Below are 15,528 nucleotides of genomic sequence, written 5' to 3'. Positions count from 1 at the left end.
GAGGGCGGCACGGGACTGTCGCCGACAACCCCACCCAATCTACGTAGTTGCATAGTAGATGGGGTGAGGTCGGTGTCTGATCAGGGCGGGCACCCCGGCGGCCTAGGTCGCGGCCGGTACCTCGTCGGTCTCGGTCACCGCCGGTTCGACCGGCGGTGGGGAGAGTCGGGCGGAGCGGTCGAGTAGATACAGCGCGGCCACACACACCGCCCCGACACCGGTCAACGCCACCCAGATCAGCGCACCCAGGTCCGCATCGCGCAGGATCCCGAAGACGGCGCCGGTGCCCAGGTTGCCGAGCAGGATGCCGAGCCCGACGACGGTGTTGTAGAAGCCGTAATGGGTGGCCACGAGCCGGCCGCCGGAGAGGGCGACGACCGTGTCCATCTCGAACGGAAACACCGCGGCGGTGCCGACCGCCAACAGGGCGGCGGTCAGCACCAGGGCGCCGGCGGCGGCCAATCCGCCGGCGGTGGCCGGGCCCGGCAGCGCGATCAGCGGCAAGAACGCCACCGCCATGATCGCCATGCCGACCACCAGGGACCGCCCCGAACCCCACCGGCGGGAGAACCAGGACGTGATCCGCAACTGCCCCGCGATGGCCACCACCCCCGAGACCACGAACAGCGAGGTCACCAGGGCGGTGTCGGACCGGCCGTCGCCGACCACCACCGCCGCCTGCAGCGGCAGCGCCAGATAGATCTGGAAGGAGAGCACATAGGACCCGATCATCGCCAGCGCGAACAGGACGAAGGGCCGGTTGGCGACCACCACCCGCCAGTCCTCGAGTACGGACGTCTTGGCCGCGGCCGGTTCGGCCCGGTGCGCGGGCAGTGCCCAGATCTGCACGATCGTCAGCACGGCGAAGACCGCGGCCGCGGCCAGTGCGGTGACCCGGAAATCGAGGGTGGTCAGGGCGAGCCCGATCAGCGGGCCCAGCAGAATCCCGGCCTGATAGAACACGTTGAAGGTGGCGAACGCCTCGACCCGCCGGGGCCCGGCGTCGGCGGCCAGATATGCCCGCACCGCCGGGTTGAACAGTGCTCCGGCGAATCCGGTGGCGACCGAGGCGAGCAGGATCGCCGGCAGTGATTCCACGGCCGCGAGCAGCACGAACCCGGCGACCCGCAGCAGGCAGCCGGCCACGATGAGAGGTTTGTAGCCGAGGCGGTCGGCGAGGGTGCCGCCGAGCAGGAACATCCCCTGCTGGGAGAAGTTCCGCATACCCAGCACCAGTCCGACCGCCCACGCCGCCAGTCCCAGGGGTCCGGCCAGGTATCCGGCCAAATACGGCATCAGCATGTAGAAACCCACGTTGATGGAGAACTGGTTGACCATCAGGACCTGGGCGGGCCGGTCGAAGCTGCGGAACTGGGTCAGAAGGTTCTTCATCACACGCTCTCTGTGGGATCGACGACGGTGGCGCACCGGGTCCAGGACTGCACGATCTGGTCGGTCGGGTGGTCGATGGTGGCCGGCTCCGTCGGTGGGTTCGCGTTCAGCAGGCCGTGCTCGGCGCAGTAGTCGTCGTTGTAGATGGTGTCGAAGTAGCGCTGCGGGCCGTCGGGGAAGACGGCTGCGACCCGGGTGTCCGGAGGGCTGGTGCGGGCGATCCAGCCGGCGGTCAGGGCGACGGCGCCGACGCTCCAGCCGCCGCTGGCGTGGTGGGTGGCCGCCAGGGTGCGGCACGACCACACCGCTTCGTGTGGGGCCACCCAGTGCACTTCGTCGAACGCGGGATAGTCGATGTTGTCGGGATAGATGCTCGAGCCCAGTCCGCGCATGAGCCGGGTACTGGCGGGTTGCCCGAAGATGGTCGATCCGACGGTGTCGACGCCGACCAGTTTCAGGTGGGGGTAGAACCGGCGCAGCACCCGGGCCACACCGGCGGAGTGCCCGCCGGTGCCCACCGAGCACACCAGCGTGTCGACGCGGCCGAGCTGGGCGATGAGTTCGTGCGCGAGCGACTCGTACGCGGCGACGTTGTCGGGGTTGGTGTATTGATCCGGGCACCACGACCCCGGATGGGCGCCGAGGAGCTCACTGACCTTCTCACGCCGGGCCTGCTGCCAGCCGCCGGTGGGGTGGGGGGTGGTGACCAATTCGACGTGGGCACCGTAGGCGGCGAGCATCCGGTACACGATCGGTTCCAGACCGGGGTCGGTGACGAGGGTGACGGGATGGTGATGGGTGATCCCGGCCAACGCCAGGCCCAAACCCAGGGTGCCGCTCGTGGATTCGATGATCATCGCACCCGGGGCGAGGTCACCGCGCGCCTTCGCCTTCTCGACCATGTGCAGGGCGGGGCGGTCTTTCATCCCACCGGGATTGGAGCCTTCTAGTTTCGCCCAGAAACCCCGCCCGGCGTCGGCGAACGGTTCACCGATCCACAACACGGGGGTGTTGCCGACCATGGTGCTCGGTTGCGGGCACCGGTGAGCGGCGGCCGGCAGGGGTGCAGCGGACGATGGTGGAATCAGGGTGGTGGGAACAGCACTGTTCATGATGAAAAAATCCCTGTATGTGACTGCGACAAGAGCAGTGGGTGAGTGATGGGCAGCACGAGCTGGGCCACGAGGGAAAGTCCTCAGATGGCCTGCGGGCTGCTGATCAGCACCTGTTGATACAGAGTTCGTTCAGAACGGTCCGGCCGCGCCGGATGGGAATGGGTTGATCCGGCGGGGCCCGCGGAGTGCGCGGCGCCGACAGGACCACCAGCACCACCGCCAGGGCCATCGCGACAACCGCGGCGACGGTCAGCGGGCGGAGCGGATTGTCGGATCGGGGCATGGCGACGACGGTGTGCGCCTCGTGCGCCGCGTGGGTCGATCCGTCGTCGATGTGCGCGTGCCCGGGAGTGAGCTCCTCGGCAGGTAGGGCGGACGAGGAGGAGACGTGAACGTCCTCGCCGTGGTGACCGTGCGCGAGGAAGATGCCGCACTGGGCGATCGTGTGCGCGAGCAGATACAGGACAGCGGCGACCGCGACTACCGTCCGCATACGCGGGGGGCGTATCGCAAGTGCCGTCACAATTTCTCGACTGTAGCAGCCGTGACCTGGGCATTGGTCCAGACAGTCGGGCGATGGGCGCGGTCGCGGGTTCGATTCACGCTGGTCACCAGGCCGTCGGCAGGCACCACATGGTTCCGGTCACCTCGAGTACGGTCAGGGCGATCGGGGCGGCGGTCAGCGCGGCGGCCACGGCCGCCGACATCACCCGTACCCGGATCTTCGCCGACCGTGACGGCGGGGATGCCAGGCGTCCGGCCCGCTCCATGAGGGCGATGTTGCCGGCACCGAGGGCCCCATCGGGGACCTGCGCCGGGGCGCACAACGCGATCAGCCCGGTGAGCAGGGTCCGCGGCCCGTGCACCCGGGCGGCGCAGTCGTCGGCACACATTTCCAGCAGGCGAGCGACCTCCAGCGCGGCGGCGGTGAACACCGTGATACCAGGCAGGGCGGCGGCCAGCACTCGCAGGACGGCGAGTATCTGCGCGTGGTGCCCGGCCAGATGGGCGCGCTCGTGCGCGAGGACGGCCTGGACCTGCCGGTCATCGAGGGCCGCGAGTGCGGCGGTGGTGATCACCACCGCGTGCGGGCGACCTGCGGCGCAGTAGGCGACGCGCTCGGTGTTGTCGATGACCACCGCATCGACGCCGGACACCCGGCGTCCGATCAGGCGGGCGCGGCGGGCGTGGCCGTGCGTTTGCCTCCGCAGGCGCACCAGGCCCACCGCGAGTCGGCAACCGATCCACGCGGTGGCCGAGACCACCGTTGCGCCCACGGCGACTCCCACCATCTCGACTGCGGTGTCGGCGCCGCCGACCGTTTCCCGCAGGTGGGCCAGGCACGCGCCGATCATCGACCCGCCGGGCAGAGTGCGGTGCCGGAGTAGGTCGAGCACAACCAGCAGGGCTGCCATCGCCCACGAGAGCACCACGCTCGCAATCGCCGCCGCCCAGGCGAGCACGCCCAGCCGCGGGGCGAGGCCACCATGGGTCAGGCGGCGCAGCACCGGCGGGCCGAGAACGGCAACGAGCCCACTGAAAAGCAGGAAACACGCCGCCGCGCTCATCATCGGCCGGCGTCCTCGTCGGTGGCCATCCGCTGCAGGGCCACCCGAAGACCGGCGGCCTCCTCCTCGCTCATCTGCTCGAAGAAGTAGGTCAAGACCACATCGGACCTGCCGCCGGAGTGGAATGCCTCCCGCATCAACCGGGCGCTGTGCTCCTCCCGGGTCAGGGTGGGCCAGTACCGGAACGCCTTGCCACTGCGTTCACGCTCGAGCCACCCCTTGCGATGCAGGTTGTCCATCGTCGACATCACCGTGGTGTAGGCGATCTCCCGGCCCCGGGCCATGTCGTCGAACACCGCACGGACCGTCGTCGGCCCGTCCCGGTCCCACAGCCGCTCCATCACTACCGCTTCGAGTTCGCCGAAGCCGCGCACTCGCATGTGGCCTCCCACCAAGTTCGTCGCCCCAGCCTACGACGCGCCGGACGGTGTTCACCGCCTCGGTCCTCGCGCCCACCAGTGCGGACGCCGCAAAGGACCACCGTATCTACTATCTACGTACGTAGTACGTATATTGGGGTGCGGGATATCGCGTCCGAATCGAGGAATGGAGCCGATGATGCTGGATATGGTGAGCAACCTGCAGGCCTGGTGGGACTGCCAGATGATGATGCTCAACGGCACGATGTGCCAGATGTGCGACATGTGCTCGATGATGATGCCCTCGTAACCGGCCCGGAGACCGCAGGATCCGAAGAACCACGACATGAGTCAACCCATGCCGGTCGGAATTCGTTGGCTCGTGCCGATTCTGGCGGTGATCGTCGTGCTGATCATCGCCCTCTGGCCACGCCACACCGGGAACGATCCCTCCACCGGAGCGGGCACCGCCACGGCACTGGGCCGAGGAAGCGACCAGGGCGACCCGGACCGGCTCGCCGCCGCAGCGCTGCAGCCGTGCCCGGCGGCAGAATCGGCGACCACCGGGGCCGGAGTGTTGAGCGGCATCACCGCCCGCTGCCTCGGCTCGGCCACCGAGGTCGATCTCGGTGCCGCCCTGAACGGGGAGCCGACCCTGATCAACCTGTGGGCCTCCTGGTGTGGACCGTGCCGGGAGGAGATCCCCGTCCTCGAGGCGTACACCCACACCCCGGATGCGATCCGCGTCGTCGGCATCGATGTCGACGACAGCTCCACCGCCGCACTGGCGCTGCTCACCGAACTGGGGGCGCACTATCCGTCCTTCGGTGACACCGACGCCGCCGCGCTGCGCGGCGCGCTCGCCGCACCACCGGTACTGCCCCTGAGTTTCCTGCTGCGCCCGGACGGCTCGATCCACCGCATCACCACCCCCGCGGTCTTCGACGATCCCACCCAAATCCACCGAGCCGTTCGCGAGTTGTCATGACCACCCCGAGACCGAGGCCGAGGCGAGCCGTCCTCGCGGCCGTCTGCGCGGCACTGCTCACGGCAACGGCATGCGCCACCGGCGCGGACGCCGTCGCCCAGGGCGGCACCTTCGACTTCGTCGCCCCCGGCGGACAGACGGACATCTTCTACGACCCACCGAGCTTCCGTGGATCGATCGGAGCACTGTCCGGGGCCGAGCTGATGACGGACGAGCCGGTCTCCCTCGCCGACTACGCCGGGCAGGTCGTGGTGATCAACCTGTGGGGGCAATGGTGCGCCCCCTGCCGCAGCGAGGCCGACGACCTCGAGCGCGCGTTCACCGCTACCCGGGACCTCGGTGTGCAATTCCTCGGCATCAACGTCCGCGACCCGCACCGCGACAAGGCGCAGGACTTCGTCACAGACAACGCCGTCACCTACCCCTCCATCTACGACCCACCCATGCGCACCCTGCTCGCCCTCGGCGGCGGCTATCCGACCAGCGTCATCCCCTCCACCCTGATCCTCGACCGCGATCACAAGGTCGCCGCCGTCTACCTGCGGGCCCTGCTCACCGAGGACCTGCAACCGGTGATCGAACGAATAGCGGCCGAATCATGAACCTGCTCGCCCAAGATGTCGGCACCAGCTTCCAGGCCGCCGCGGCCACCGGCCCCCTGCTCCTGGCGCTCGGGGCCGCCGCCCTGGCCGGGCTGGTCTCCTTCGCCTCGCCGTGCTGCATTCCCCTCGTTCCGGGATACCTGTCCTACCTGGCCGGAATCGCCGGAGCCGAAACCTCCACCGACCGGGCCGGTGACCTCCGGGTGCGGACCGCGGCCAGGATCCGGGTCACCGGCGCCGCCATCTTGTTCGTCGCCGGCTTCACCGTCGTCTTCGTCCTCGCCACCGCCTCGGTCTTCGGGCTGATCAGCGTCCTGCAACTGAACCGGGAACTGCTCCAACGCCTCGGCGGCGGCGTCACCATCGTCATGGGGTTGGCCTTCCTCGGACTGATCCCGGCACTGCAGAAGGACACCCGGCCCCGCCCTCGACGGATCGGGCACCTCGCCGGCGCTCCGCTGCTCGGGGCGGTCTTCGCGCTGGGCTGGACACCGTGCCTCGGTCCCACTCTCGCCGGCGTCCTGTCGGTCACGGCCGGAACCGAAGGCGCCACGGCCGCCAGAGGTGTGGTGTTGATCATCGCCTACTGCGCCGGCCTGGGATTGCCGTTCATCCTGCTCGCGTTCGGATCGACGAGGGCCATGGCCGGGGCGGGCTGGTTGCGCCGGCATTCGCGGACCATCCAAATCGTCGGTGGGATCGCCCTCATCGTGGTCGGTGTCGCTCTGCTGATCGGGGCGTGGGATCTGTTCATTGCCTGGCTTCGGGACGAGTTCGTCAGCAACATTGTGCTACCGATCTGACTGATGTTTCTGAATGTCAGCTCTGAGGAAGAAGGGCATTAGCGGCACTGAAGGTAAGGAAATGCACTAGCGTTACGGCGTGTCGTCTTGACTTACTCACGCCGCATCGTTCGTCCGGTTGACCGTTCATTCGTGCAGAGCGTGAATTTCAGAAGGGACCGCGATGCGAGGCACAACAGGCGCTTTCGCCGCACGTAGGAGACTGACCGCGCTGGTCGTCGGCGGCTCGACCGCCACCGCCGCGCTCTTCCTCGCCAGTGCGCCGACCGCATCCGCCACCCATGTGTCCGCGCCGTCGTCGTTCGCGGCCGCGGTCGCCAATGCGCTGACCATGACCGCGGATGCCGCCGACCCGGACGTGGTCATCGTCGACCCCAGCCTCTGGCAGAAGGTGGCGAACATCGCCTCCACCAGCCTGCAGAACGCGCAGGCCAACGGATCCCTCGAGGACGCCCTGGCCGCCCAACAGATGCTCGCGAGTTGCCTGGGAGCGTGGGCGGCACACGGCGAACCCGGCATCGGCGGTGCCCTGAACGCCTGCACCAATGAACTCACCGGCATCGACGCGAGCATCGGCCCGAGATTGCTCGCCGCCCTCGAATACGACCCTGCCACCGGTGCGCCGCCGACGACCGCGGCGCAGCCGGACCTCTCCGGAACATCCACCGAATCGTCGGGTGAGAACCCCACCCCGGTCGATGAACCCACGGCCGCGGAGGATCCCGCTGTGCTCGGAGCAGCCAGCGAGCCTCCCGCCGCAACCGATTCCGCCGCACCGCAGTACGAAACCTCCCCGGAGGGGCCCAGCACACCGGGCGGCGCGAGCGCTGCACCACACCAGACCACGGCCCAGCCGGTAACGCCGTTGCCGCATGCACCGGCCTCGGACACCACGGAACTACCCCCCGAAACCGGGGTGGGGAGCGGGACCGAGGCGCACGACGAGACCGAGATTCACGACGACGGCACCGACACCCCGGACGGCACCGACACCCCGGACGGCACCGACACTCCCGGCGGCACCGACACCCCAGACGGCACCGACACTCCCGGCGGCACCGAGAACGCTGACGGCACCGAGGCCCTGGACGAGACTCGCACTACTGACGGGACCGAGCCGCACGACGAAACCGAGTCGCACGACGAAGCCGGGACGGTGCAGGAAGACCCGGCGCCAGCACCGCAACCGAAGACCTGGAATCGGCCCGGTAGCCGTGCGTTCGTTGCACCGTCGTCCGGCACGATCACCTCACCCTTCGGAGACGGGCGCGATCACGGGGGCATCGATATCGCCAACACCTTGGGCGCGCCGATCGTCGCCGTCGCCGACGGAGAGGTCATCAACGCCGGACCGGCCCAGGGATACGGGCTGTGGGTGCGGATTCGGCACGACGACGGAACCATCACCACCTACGGCCACAACAACGACAACCTCGTCGAGGTCGGCCAGCGGGTGAAGGCCGGCCAGAAGATCGCCACCATCGGAAATCGGGGCAACTCGACCGGGCCGCACCTGCACTTCGAAGTCGAAACATCCGACGGGGACAAGACCGACCCGCTCAAGTGGCTCACCAAACGAGGCGCATCGATCATCGGCCTGGACTGACGACTTCATCCCTGCTCCCAAGGTGGGTGTGGAGCTACCGGGTCGCCGCCGTACGTTGGCTTCGATACCCATACCGGGTCAGACCTCGCGGCTTGTACACCGCGAGTACGGTCGCGGCGAGCAACACCAGGACGGCGCCACCGGCGTGGACCACATGGGTCGGGTTTCTCAGCACCAGCACCTCGGCATCGGACAGGGTCGTTCTCGCGGCGATGGCGGCGGAGTGGTCGATCGACCGCGTGTACAGCCACAACACGGCCGACGCGCCGACATTGAGCACCAGTTTGAACAGCACCCAGTAGTGCCGGAGCAGGCCCCACGGGGTGCCCAGCGACGAGATGAGCCCGGTGACCAGTGATGCCAGACTGAGCGGAAGGATCACCGCCCAGACGAGAAGTTCCATCGCGGGATACAGGGTCCGCCCGGTCGACGTCCCGGAATTCATCAGCGCGGCCATGGCCAACGCCAGATACGTGAGCACCGCGCCGAGCCAGCCGACCGAGGCGCAGATGTGCACGGTGCGCGCGAGCTTCCGCAGCCCCGGCGGCATGCTCACGCAGCGACCGTCCGCGCGCCGAGACGATCACCGAGGTAACCATCGGATTGGATGACGTCGACGTCCTCGCTGAACGAAGCAGGGCCGACGGTGTTCCCGGCGGACAGGTGCCGACCGGGGCCGTGATTGCCGCCGCCGAAGATCATCAGCAGGATCACCAGCGCGAGCAGGACGCCGACGACGATGCCGACCACTTTTACCCAGCGCGGCGTGGGTTCACGCCGAGGACCGGAACCACCGGCATCGCCGGGGCGGGGGGAATCGGCGTGGGGAGTGGGTTCAGTCATCGTGGCCTCCGTCCGAGCAACAGGGAATGCTGCATAACCGATGTTTTACGATACACAGCGTCACGCCCCAATCGCACTGTGTTGTGTGCGCCGGTGCGTACACTTCAATGGTGCCGAAGCTGTGGAACGAGACGATCGAGGAGCATCGCAAAGCGGTCCGCGAGGCGGTCATGGACGCCACCGCGACGCTGGTCGCCCACCATGGGCTCGCGTCGGTGACGATGTCGCGGATCGCCGAGGACACCGGTATCGGCCGGGCGACGCTGTACAAGTACTTTCCCGACGTACAAGCGATCGTCCTGGCCTGGCACGAACGTCAGATCCTCAGGCATCTGGACTATCTCGCCGAGGTGCGGGATCGCACCGTCGGCGGCGCCGCGGCCCGGCTGGGGGCGGTGCTCGCCGCCTACGCCCTGATCCTCCACGACCATGAGCCCACGGTGGACACCGCCGCGTTGCATCGCGGTGAGCACGTCGGCCGGGCGCAACACCACCTCACCGACTTCATCACGGACCTGATCGCCGAGGCCGCCGCCGCCGGCGAGCTCAGGAACGACATCGCCGCCGACGAGCTGGCGAGGTACTGCCTGCACGCCCTGACCGCCGCCACCGGCCTTCCCACCCGGGAAGCGGTCCAGCGGCTCGTGCAGGTCACCTTGGGTGGGCTGCGCCCCGCGCGCTGACCGCGCGGCCCGCCGGGGCCGTCTGTCATTGACCGAACATTGTCAGCACCGGTCGTCGTGTGTGGGGGGAGCCGGGTCTCGTCGGTGAACATGTCGGTGGGGACCCGGATCCGGGAACGTCGGAGCGTGTTGTCCTCGAGAAGGTTTGGGCCAATATCGGCGTCCTGCTGTCCCGGTGAAACACCCGCAGCAGGGCGCGTCGCTCGGAATCAGTGCTGGACGAGCCGGTCCGGGTCGAGGTCGATCCGGCGCAGAAGCTGCGCGTTGAGCGCGACGACGATGGTTGAGACCGACATCAACACCGCCGCCACGGCCGGGGAGATGGCGACCCCGGCGAAGGCCAGCACGCCGGCGGCGAGGGGGACGGCGATGATGTTGTAACCGGTGGCCCACACCAGGTTCTGCCACATCTTGCGGTAACTGGCCCGCGAGAGGTCGATGATGGAGAGCACCGCGCGGGGGTCGTCGGCGGCAAGCACCACCCCGGCCGATTCGATCGCCACGTCGGTGCCCGCGCCGATCGCGACACCGACCTCGGCCCGGGCCAGGGCGGGGGCGTCGTTGACGCCGTCGCCGACCATCGCCACTTTGTGCCCGCGGGCCTGCAATTCGGCGACCTTCGCGTCCTTGTTCTCCGGCAGCACGTCCGCGAACACCTCGTCGATACCCAGATCGGCGGCGACGGCGTCGGCGACCTGCCGGGCGTCCCCGGTGATCATGGCGACCTTGATTCCCCGCCGGTGCAGGGCGTCGATGGCCTGGCGGGACTCGTCCCGCACCTTGTCCTCGAGGGCGAGGGCGCCGACCACGCCGCCGCCGCGGACCACGTGCAGCACCGACGCGCCGCGGCCCACCCACGGCTGGGTTGCCGCGGCGACCTCGGGCGGGACGGTGACACCGAGGTCGGCGAGCATGGCCGGTCCGCCGACCGACACGTCGGTGCCGTCGATGGTGGCGCGCACGCCGCGGCCGGGCAGGGACCGGAAGTCGGTGGCAGAGCTGCCCGCTGAAGCGGGGACCGTGGCTGCGGCGGCGGCGACGATGGCCCTGGCGACCGGATGTTCGCTGTCGGCTTCGACGGCGGCGGCGAGGGCGAGGAGGTCGTCCTCGGTGACGGCCGCACTCGCCGCGAGTCCGGTGACGGCATGCTTGCCCTGGGTGAGGGTGCCGGTCTTGTCGAACAGGACCACGTCGACGGTCCGCATCCGTTCCAGGGAGAGCCGGTCCTTGACCAAAACTCCCGCCTTGGCGGCGCGTTCGGTGGAGATGGCGATCACCAACGGGATGGCCAGGCCGAGGGCGTGGGGGCAGGCGATGACCAGGACCGTGACGGTGCGGACCACCGCCTCGTCGAGGTTGCCGATCAATGTCCAGACCGCGAAGGTGATGATGCCGGCGAGGGTGGCGAAGTAGAACAGGAAGGCGGCGGCCCGGTCGGCGAGAGCCTGGGCGCGGGAGGAGGATTCCTGCGCGTCGGCCACCATCCGCTGGATGCCGGCCAGGGCGGTGTCCTCGCCGACGGCGGACACCTGCACCCGCAGGGCGCTGTCGGTGGCCACCGTGCCGGCGACCACGGTGTCGCCCACCGCCCGGGGGACGGGCTTGGATTCGCCGGTGATCATCGATTCGTCGACCTCGGCGACGCCGTCGGTCACGGTGCCGTCCGCCGGAACCCGGGCCCCGGCCCGGACCAGGACCAGATCACCGGTGGTCAGCTCGGAGATCGGTACCTCGGTGATACCGTCGTCGGTGATCTTGTCGGCGGTGTCCGGCAGCAGCGCGGCGAGGGCCTCGAGCGCCCCGGATGCCGATCCGAGGGCGCGCATCTCGAGCCAGTGCCCGAGCAGCATGATCACGATGAGAAGGGCCAGCTCCCACCAGAAGTCGAGATTGAACCCACCGAGCTCGAGGGTGGTGATCCAGGAGGCGATGAAGGCCACCGAGATGGCCATGCCGATCAGCAGCATCATTCCGGGCTGTCGGGCTTGCAGCTCGCTCCGGGCGCCGGAGAGGAAGGGCATGCCACCGTAGAAGAAGATCACCGTGCCCAGGACAGGGGCGATCCACATCACGCCGGGAAATTCGGGCATCGTGTAGCCGAGGAGGTCGGCGACCATGTGGCTGAAGATCACCACCGGGATAGACAGGGCCAGGCTCACCCAGAATTTGCGGCGGAACACCTCCCCGTGGGCGCCGTGGCCTTTGTGTTTGTCCCGGCCGCCACCGTGATCGTGTCCGCCGTGATCGTGTCCGGCACCGTGTTTTTCGGCCGCCTGCTCCGCGTGGTGGCGGTGGTCACCGGCGTGGATGCCGGCCTCGGAATGCCCGCTCGGATGCGCCATTCGTCAATCCTTCGTGGTCCTGGGGTCAGCTCGCCGGGGTGGCGAGATGGTAACCGGCTTCTTCGACGGCGCCGCGAACCTGATCGAGCGGCAACGGCGTGTCGGCGGTGACGGCGACCCGGGACTGGCCGCCGACCGTGAGATCGATGTCGACGGCGCTCACCCCGTCGAGTTGTTCGATCTCCTCACGCACCGCTTTGACGCAGTGCTCGCAGGTCATCCCGGTGACCGCGTAGGTATTGGTAATGCTCACGAGAGCCCTTTCCGCCTCACGACCGCGGGACGGAAAGGGGTCGTGTGGCAGCCGCATATCGGTCTAGAGGGTCGACAGGATCTGTTCCATGGTGGTGATTTCCTGCTGCTGGGTGGTGATGATGTTCTGCGCCATCGCTTTCGCCTGCGCGTTCTGGCCGTCCTCCACCTCGGTCTGGGCCATGGTGATCGCACCCTTGTGGTGCTCGATCATCTGGGTGAGAAAGAGTTTGGCGGCATCAACGCCCTGGGCGTCGCGCAGGGCAGCCATGTCTTCGGCCGACATCATCCCCTCCATCTCGTCGCCGCCCTCCATCCCGGGCATGTCCATCCCCGTAGTGCCCGCCGGCGGTACCACCCCCGGTGCCTCGGGCATCTGCATCCCGGTGCCCATGGGCATGGACTCGGTCATGTTCATGCCGGTCGTGGTGGTCGCTGCGGTGCCTTGGCCCCACGCGGTCAGCCAGGCGTTGAGTTGCTCGATCTCCGGGCCCTGCGCGGCCTTGATCTGCTGGGCAAGGTCGACTACCCGGGGGTCGATCCCCTGCTTGGCGAGCAGCATGTCGCTCATCTCGATCGCCTGGCTGTGGTGGGGAACCATCCCCTGTGCGAAGGCGATATCGGCGTCGTTGTGCTCGGCGGCACCGTTCTCCGCGCTCACCGAGGTGGTGACGGCGGCCGAGGTGGTGGTCGCGGCGCTCTCCTCGGTGCCGGAATCACCACATGCGGTCAGGGCCAGCAGCAGCGCCGCCGATGCGGCGCAGGCGGCGAGGGACTTGTTCATCGACAACAACCTTCTCTCTTTCTTTTCGGCGGATGCGGTGGCGCAGACGGGGTCAGTCGAGTGCGGCGAACAACTCGCGGCAGGCGCTCTCACACCGCCGGCACGCATCGGCGCAGACCGAGCAGTGCTCGTGCATCGAGGCGTGCTCGGCGCACCGATCTGCGCACGACTTGCACGCTGTGACACACGTTTCGAGGATCGCGGAGGTGAGATCGGGGTTGAAGCCGGTGTGGCGGGAGAGCACCCGCCCGGTGGTCTCGCAGATGTCGGCGCAGTCGAGGTTGGTGCGGATGCAGGTGGTCAGGTCGGCCACCGACGGCTCACTCAGACACGCATCGGCGCAGGCCGTGCAGGTCTGCGCGCACTCGACACACGCCTCGATGCAGGCCAGAAGTTTCGGCTGGTCGATGTGCCCCAGATTCTTCGGATAGCTGTCGAGCATTCTCTCGGCTGTGCTCACGATGACTCCCTTTCCGTGAAGGGGCATGTCGGCGGCGGAAGCCGCTGACACAACGTCGGCCCCGTCACCCTATACCCGTAAACCCGTACGGGTAAACAGTCGGTCGGTCCGCGGGGTGGGTGCGTGGTGGGTCAGAATGGGTGCATGAGTCACGCGTCCATCACCGAGGGGCACCCGGTCGATCCGGAGCGGGTGGCGCATGCCCGTGAGCGGTTGCTCAGCCGCGACGACGCCGCCCGGTTGAGCAGCATTCTGAGCCTGCTCGCCGACCCCACCCGGACCCGGGTGATCTACGCGCTCGATCTGGCCGAGGAACTGTGTGTGGGCGATATCGCCCTGACTCTCGACCTCGGCGAGGACGCCGTCGGGTACGCCCTGCGGATCCTGCGCACCGCCGGTATGGTCACCCGCCGCAAGGCGGGCCGCACCGTCTATTACCGTCTCGCGGACGGGTTTCCGGAACCGCTGCGGATGCATTGCCTGCGTCGCCTCGTCGAGATTTCCGACGAGAACGCCGGGGTGGACGACGACGACTGACCCTCGGACGGTGCCGATACCGGTGCCTCAGGAGCGGACGAGCCGGGCGATCGCGTCGGTGGCCTCTTTGATCTTCGCGTCGGCTTCGGGACCGCCGGCAACGGCGGCGTCGACCACGCAGTGACTGATGTGGTCTTCGAGCAGTCCCATGGCCACGGCCTGCAAGGCCTTGGTCATCGCGGAGACCTGGGTGAGGATGTCGATGCAGTACTTGTCTTCCTCGACCATCCGCTGCAGTCCGCGGGCCTGGCCTTCGATGCGCTTGAGGCGCTTGAGGTAGGCGTCCTTTTCGGTGATGTAGCCGTGCGCGGCATGGTCATGGCCGTCGGTCTCGGCAGGTCCCTGGGTGGCCGCGGGAGTGGTGGCCATGGTGTCCTCCTGGAATCCGAGTGTCATGCCGAGCACCCCCGATTATGCCCTCCCGGGGTATTCGGGGCGGGATGTGGGCCGTCGACCCGGCGGCCGATCGCCGATGCGGCGCACCTCACCGCGCATCGGGCCGCCGCCCGGGTCGCGGGGTGTCGGGTGATGCGCACCAGGGTTGTTGTCACCGAGGACATGGCCGGTCTCCTTTCGGGGACTGCATGGGGTAAAAGGGTGTGTGGGGTGGGTGGGTGCCTGCACGCCCCGCCCACCCCACCTCCTGGGTGTCTTCCTGTCCGCGGTTATCCGGTGAGGGACCGGAATCGGCGCAGCCGCAGGCTGTTGCTGACCACGAACACCGACGAGAACGCCATCGCCGCACCGGCGAGCATCGGATTGAGCAGACCGGCCGCGGCCAGGGGGAGGGCGGCGACGTTGTAGGCGAAGGCCCAGAACAGGTTGCCCTTGATGGTGCCCAACGTCTTGCGGGCCAACCGGATTGCATCCGCGGCGGCGCGGAGGTCCCCGCGCACCAGGGTCAGGTCGCTGGCCTCGATCGCGACGTCGGTGCCGGTGCCCATCGCCAGACCGAGGTCGGCCTGCGCCAGGGCGGCTGCGTCGTTGACACCGTCGCCGACCATCGCGACGACCTTGCCCTGATCCTGCAGCCGTTTGACGACGTCCACCTTGTCGGCGGGCAGCACTTCGGCGATCACCTCGTCGATACCGACCTGGTCGGCGATCGCGCGGGCGGCGGCGGTGTTGTCGCCGGTGAGCATGATCGGCGTCAGGCCCAGCCTGCGCAGCTGTCCGATCGCCTCGGCCGAGGTG

At 68.5% G+C, this 15,528-nt stretch carries 19 protein-coding genes; 6 read left to right on the top strand and 13 right to left on the bottom strand.

Going from position 1 to position 15,528, the window contains the following annotated elements; translation table 11 throughout:
* Positions 1–102: 102 nt before the first annotated feature.
* The 5 genes from ACH49N_RS27575 to ACH49N_RS27555 form a co-directional block, all read right to left on the bottom strand.
* Complete coding sequence (locus ACH49N_RS27575; protein WP_358275757.1) at positions 103–1,392, bottom strand: MFS transporter; 1,290 nt, start codon at positions 1,390–1,392, stop codon at positions 103–105.
* A complete protein-coding gene (locus tag ACH49N_RS27570) occupies positions 1,392–2,504 on the bottom strand; it encodes a PLP-dependent cysteine synthase family protein (RefSeq protein ID WP_358275755.1) in 1,113 nt (370 codons plus the stop codon). Before ACH49N_RS27570 ends, ACH49N_RS27575 begins: the two co-directional genes overlap by 1 nt.
* 106 nt (positions 2,505–2,610) lie before the next feature.
* Entirely contained in the window at positions 2,611–3,000 is a 390-nt protein-coding gene (locus tag ACH49N_RS27565) for a hypothetical protein (protein ID WP_358275753.1), read from the bottom strand.
* A 115-nt stretch (positions 3,001–3,115) separates the two neighbouring features.
* Positions 3,116–4,078 (bottom strand): M56 family metallopeptidase, encoded by a 963-nt coding sequence (locus tag ACH49N_RS27560; protein ID WP_358275751.1) that lies wholly within the window; start codon positions 4,076–4,078, stop codon positions 3,116–3,118.
* The gene (locus tag ACH49N_RS27555) at positions 4,075–4,455 is read right to left on the bottom strand and encodes a BlaI/MecI/CopY family transcriptional regulator (protein ID WP_358275750.1); all 381 of its coding nucleotides are present in this window, start codon (positions 4,453–4,455) and stop codon (positions 4,075–4,077) included. Before ACH49N_RS27555 ends, ACH49N_RS27560 begins: the two co-directional genes overlap by 4 nt.
* A 325-nt stretch (positions 4,456–4,780) precedes the next feature.
* Here ACH49N_RS27555 and ACH49N_RS27550 point away from each other — a divergent pair, with 325 nt between their 5' ends.
* The 4 genes from ACH49N_RS27550 (at position 4,781) to ACH49N_RS27535 (ending at position 8,433) form a co-directional block, all read left to right on the top strand.
* The gene (locus ACH49N_RS27550; RefSeq protein ID WP_358275748.1) at positions 4,781–5,422 is read left to right on the top strand and encodes a TlpA disulfide reductase family protein; all 642 of its coding nucleotides are present in this window, start codon (positions 4,781–4,783) and stop codon (positions 5,420–5,422) included.
* Positions 5,419–6,024, top strand: coding sequence for a TlpA disulfide reductase family protein (locus ACH49N_RS27545; protein WP_358275747.1), 606 nt, complete (start codon positions 5,419–5,421; stop codon positions 6,022–6,024). The genes ACH49N_RS27550 and ACH49N_RS27545 overlap by 4 nt, the downstream gene beginning before the upstream one ends.
* The gene (locus ACH49N_RS27540) at positions 6,021–6,827 is read left to right on the top strand and encodes a cytochrome c biogenesis CcdA family protein (RefSeq protein WP_358275746.1); all 807 of its coding nucleotides are present in this window, start codon (positions 6,021–6,023) and stop codon (positions 6,825–6,827) included. The genes ACH49N_RS27545 and ACH49N_RS27540 overlap by 4 nt, the downstream gene beginning before the upstream one ends.
* Positions 6,828–7,554: 727 nt before the next feature.
* Positions 7,555–8,433 carry a peptidoglycan DD-metalloendopeptidase family protein gene (locus ACH49N_RS27535; protein ID WP_397504807.1) on the top strand — a complete coding sequence of 293 codons (879 nt, stop codon included), beginning with the start codon at positions 7,555–7,557 and terminating at the stop codon, positions 8,431–8,433.
* Positions 8,434–8,467: 34 nt separating this feature from the next.
* Here ACH49N_RS27535 and ACH49N_RS27530 read toward each other — a convergent pair whose 3' ends face one another.
* The gene (locus ACH49N_RS27530; protein ID WP_358275903.1) at positions 8,468–8,983 is read right to left on the bottom strand and encodes a DUF2269 domain-containing protein; all 516 of its coding nucleotides are present in this window, start codon (positions 8,981–8,983) and stop codon (positions 8,468–8,470) included.
* Positions 8,984–8,985: 2 nt separating this feature from the next.
* Positions 8,986–9,276: a hypothetical protein gene (locus tag ACH49N_RS27525; protein WP_358275744.1), complete on the bottom strand. Its 291-nt coding sequence runs from the start codon at positions 9,274–9,276 to the stop codon at positions 8,986–8,988.
* A 107-nt stretch (positions 9,277–9,383) separates the two neighbouring features.
* Between ACH49N_RS27525 and ACH49N_RS27520 the strand changes: the two genes are divergently transcribed.
* Positions 9,384–9,959, top strand: a complete 576-nt coding sequence (locus tag ACH49N_RS27520; RefSeq protein ID WP_358275742.1) for a TetR/AcrR family transcriptional regulator — start codon at positions 9,384–9,386, stop codon at positions 9,957–9,959.
* 209 nt (positions 9,960–10,168) lie between these two features.
* Here ACH49N_RS27520 and ACH49N_RS27515 read toward each other — a convergent pair whose 3' ends face one another.
* The 4 genes from ACH49N_RS27515 to ACH49N_RS27500 form a co-directional block, all read right to left on the bottom strand.
* Positions 10,169–12,301: a copper-translocating P-type ATPase gene (locus tag ACH49N_RS27515; RefSeq protein WP_358275740.1), complete on the bottom strand. Its 2,133-nt coding sequence runs from the start codon at positions 12,299–12,301 to the stop codon at positions 10,169–10,171.
* Between the two features lie 25 nt (positions 12,302–12,326).
* Positions 12,327–12,554, bottom strand: coding sequence for a heavy metal-associated domain-containing protein (locus ACH49N_RS27510; protein ID WP_358275738.1), 228 nt, complete (start codon positions 12,552–12,554; stop codon positions 12,327–12,329).
* Positions 12,555–12,617: 63 nt separating this feature from the next.
* Positions 12,618–13,337, bottom strand: coding sequence for a DUF305 domain-containing protein (locus ACH49N_RS27505; RefSeq protein ID WP_358275737.1), 720 nt, complete (start codon positions 13,335–13,337; stop codon positions 12,618–12,620).
* 52 nt (positions 13,338–13,389) lie between these two features.
* Positions 13,390–13,797, bottom strand: coding sequence for a four-helix bundle copper-binding protein (locus ACH49N_RS27500; protein WP_358275736.1), 408 nt, complete (start codon positions 13,795–13,797; stop codon positions 13,390–13,392).
* 144 nt (positions 13,798–13,941) lie between these two features.
* On the opposite strand from ACH49N_RS27500, the gene ACH49N_RS27495 reads away from it, so the two are divergent.
* A complete protein-coding gene (locus ACH49N_RS27495) occupies positions 13,942–14,334 on the top strand; it encodes a metalloregulator ArsR/SmtB family transcription factor (protein ID WP_358275734.1) in 393 nt (130 codons plus the stop codon).
* 27 nt (positions 14,335–14,361) lie between these two features.
* On the opposite strand, the gene ACH49N_RS27490 is transcribed toward ACH49N_RS27495, so the two are convergent.
* Positions 14,362–14,703, bottom strand: coding sequence for a metal-sensitive transcriptional regulator (locus tag ACH49N_RS27490; protein WP_358275901.1), 342 nt, complete (start codon positions 14,701–14,703; stop codon positions 14,362–14,364).
* Between the two features lie 296 nt (positions 14,704–14,999).
* A partial coding sequence (locus ACH49N_RS27485; protein ID WP_358275733.1) for an HAD-IC family P-type ATPase occupies positions 15,000–15,528 on the bottom strand: 529 nt, incomplete at its 5' end.

The sequence above is a fragment of the Rhodococcus sp. NPDC019647 genome (assembly GCF_044389235.1).
In the GTDB taxonomy this organism is placed as follows: domain Bacteria; phylum Actinomycetota; class Actinomycetes; order Mycobacteriales; family Mycobacteriaceae; genus Rhodococcus_F; species Rhodococcus_F oxybenzonivorans.
This window is presented reverse-complemented; position numbering and strand designations above follow the sequence as displayed.